This window comes from Mesorhizobium sp. M7A.F.Ca.US.005.03.2.1, assembly GCF_003997795.1.
Classification (GTDB): domain Bacteria; phylum Pseudomonadota; class Alphaproteobacteria; order Rhizobiales; family Rhizobiaceae; genus Mesorhizobium; species Mesorhizobium ciceri.
Map to the genome: position 1 here is coordinate 1 of NZ_RZRP01000937.1, position 2,285 is coordinate 2,285.

The 2,285-nt window shown below is 60.0% G+C and carries 2 protein-coding genes and 1 pseudogene; 1 reads left to right on the forward strand and 2 read right to left on the reverse strand.

What is annotated here, in order from left to right; translation table 11 throughout:
- A partial coding sequence (gene tssB, locus EN991_RS32845; protein WP_127370296.1) for a type VI secretion system contractile sheath small subunit occupies window positions 1–460 on the reverse strand: 460 nt, incomplete at its 3' end.
- Between the two features lie 6 nt (window positions 461–466).
- A complete protein-coding gene (tssA, locus tag EN991_RS32850) occupies window positions 467–1,639 on the reverse strand; it encodes a type VI secretion system protein TssA (protein ID WP_127370297.1) in 1,173 nt (390 codons plus the stop codon).
- 325 nt (window positions 1,640–1,964) lie between these two features.
- Between tssA and EN991_RS32855 the strand changes: the two are divergent.
- Window positions 1,965–2,285: pseudogene (locus EN991_RS32855) on the forward strand (type VI secretion system ATPase TssH); the annotation flags it as partial.

Consider the following 2,285-nt stretch of genomic DNA (forward strand, 5'->3'; position numbering starts at 1 on the left):
AGATGCGCTTTTCAGCATCGACACGGCCATCCATGAAGCCGAGCAATTCCTCGAGTTGTCGACGCATCTTGAGGATCTCGGCCAGTTGCGGAACTTGCTCGGCAATCTTGTCGGGGGCGAAATCACCCATCTTGGAAAATGTAAGATCGAGCGCCAGTTCCTCGTCACGCTCCTGGCCCTCGGCCTGCGGCAGCGTGTTCTTCACCCGCGCTTTGACGCGGGGGCCGAGCGCCTCCATGAATTTTGGGAAGCGGTTCGCGTCGGTCTCGACAAAGGAGCGGTCCAGCACCGACTTTGACGCTTCCTTGGTTTGCGAAGCACCGGCAAGGTCGGCCATCACGCCCATGACAAACGGCAGTTCGATCGTCGTCGGGCTGCCGTAGGTTTCCACATCGTAGGCGATCTGCACCCGCGGCGCGCGATTTCGTTCGATGACCTTGGCTTTGCTTTCGGCTGGCATGTGTTGTTACCTTTCATCCTTCTGAGCCGTCTTCTTGGCATCGGGAACGCCGGCCAGCAGCCTGAACTCCTTCAGCCCCGAAGGGGCGAGATCTTCCATCAGTTCAACGAAATCCATGTGCACCATCCGACGGACCCGCCGAGCCAGGTGCGGAATTGGGCTCGACGGTTCGGTACGGTCATAGAAGGCGACGACCAGGTCGAGGCATTTCACCACGTCGTCGCGCGAGGAGATCCGGTCGGGGAGTCCCGTGCTCGAGTCCGCATAGCTTGCCATACTTGCCATAGCATCGGCTCCATGACCGTTTCGAGCAGGCGTTGCCAGTTCCGTCGGCACCGCCTGCGTGGCTGCGCCATTCGTCACCGCGCCGGCCGCTGAATTCCGTTCAAGTGTCGTCAGCAAACGCTGCAGGAACCGTTTTAAGTCCGGAACGGGAGTGCCGCTGCTCTCGAGACGAGCGTTGAGCGCAGTCTCGAGCGCATCCAGTGCCGTGATCGTCGCCCGGGCGTCGGCGATGAGCTGGACCATCTCCGCATTGGCCTGATCGATCTGTGCCGCACATGCGGCACGCACCCGATTCAAGAGTTGTCCGTGCGCACTGACCAGCTGCGCTTTTTCCGCCGCATTCAGCCCCGAGGCGGCTTCCTGGAGCATGACGCGATCGTCGAGCGCACCCTTCTCCAGGTCCTTGCCCTGAACCGGGCCGATTGCGCGCGGCGCGAAGAACGTCATTTGCCGCAGATTCGCCAACAACCCGTCCTGACCATTCTGCAGGTCGATCAGCGCGTTGATACGGCGCAAGGCGGCATCGCGCGGCGAAGCGTTGGGCCGCATAGCCGGATGCATGGTGTCCCAATGCTGATCGAAGGTCTGCGCGATCAGCGTCAGACCTTGCGCCAATCCGGCCAGCCCGTCTTCATTGGCCAGCGCGCGCGTGACGATGACAAGCAGGCGCAAGTCCCTGCCATGCGCGCGCAATTCCTCCGCCTTTGCGAGCACAGCGGGCCAGTCGACTGGAATCGTGCTTTGCGAGCCGGCCTTATTGTTGCCGTCGTGGACGACCTTGAGTTGGGCTTCGGTCAGGCGCTCCAACTCATGGAAAGCCGGGTCGTTGCGCAAATCTTCCCCGGACGGATTCTCACCGTCTAGCGAAGAAAGCCAGAGTGCGAGATCAATCACACCAACCCCCAGCGAAGGCCCTCAAACCTTATGTGACCCTACGTTATCACACCGGTGCACTTTACCACAATTCAACGAGTGCTCCAAAATTAACAGAAGCTGAACACCGCCGAGTACCGAACTCCGTGGCGCAATTGTCAATCCGTATGAGAAATGCATCGCGCAGGGCGCGCAATTCCGCTGTTGTTTGCAGCCGGTGGTGCAAGACTTCCACAATACGAGGAAGCTGGCTGAACCAGGCATTGAGGCCTCGTCCACAACGCACTTTGTCAAGTGGCGGCATCTGTGGCAGTTTATCGGCTGGCAGATTGCAGGAGCACGTTCGATGGAACAGCGCCGGTCGTCGCAGAGCTTCAAGCGTAAGGAACTGGTCGGCAAGCTTGATCCTGTCGGGGTGCGCGCCTTCAAGGCCGCGGCCGATAGCGCCAAGCTGCGCGGCAATCCTTACGTCGAACTCGTTCACTTCATCGAGCAGCTGGTGCTTTCCGACCGCTCCGATGTGCAAATGATAATCGCCGATGCGGGACTGGATGCCAGCCGGCTCACGGCAGATATGACCCGTGCCGTCGACAAGTTGCCCTATGGCGCAACCTCGATCGAGGAATTCTCCGATCATATCTTCCATGCAATCCAGGAAGCCTGGAAC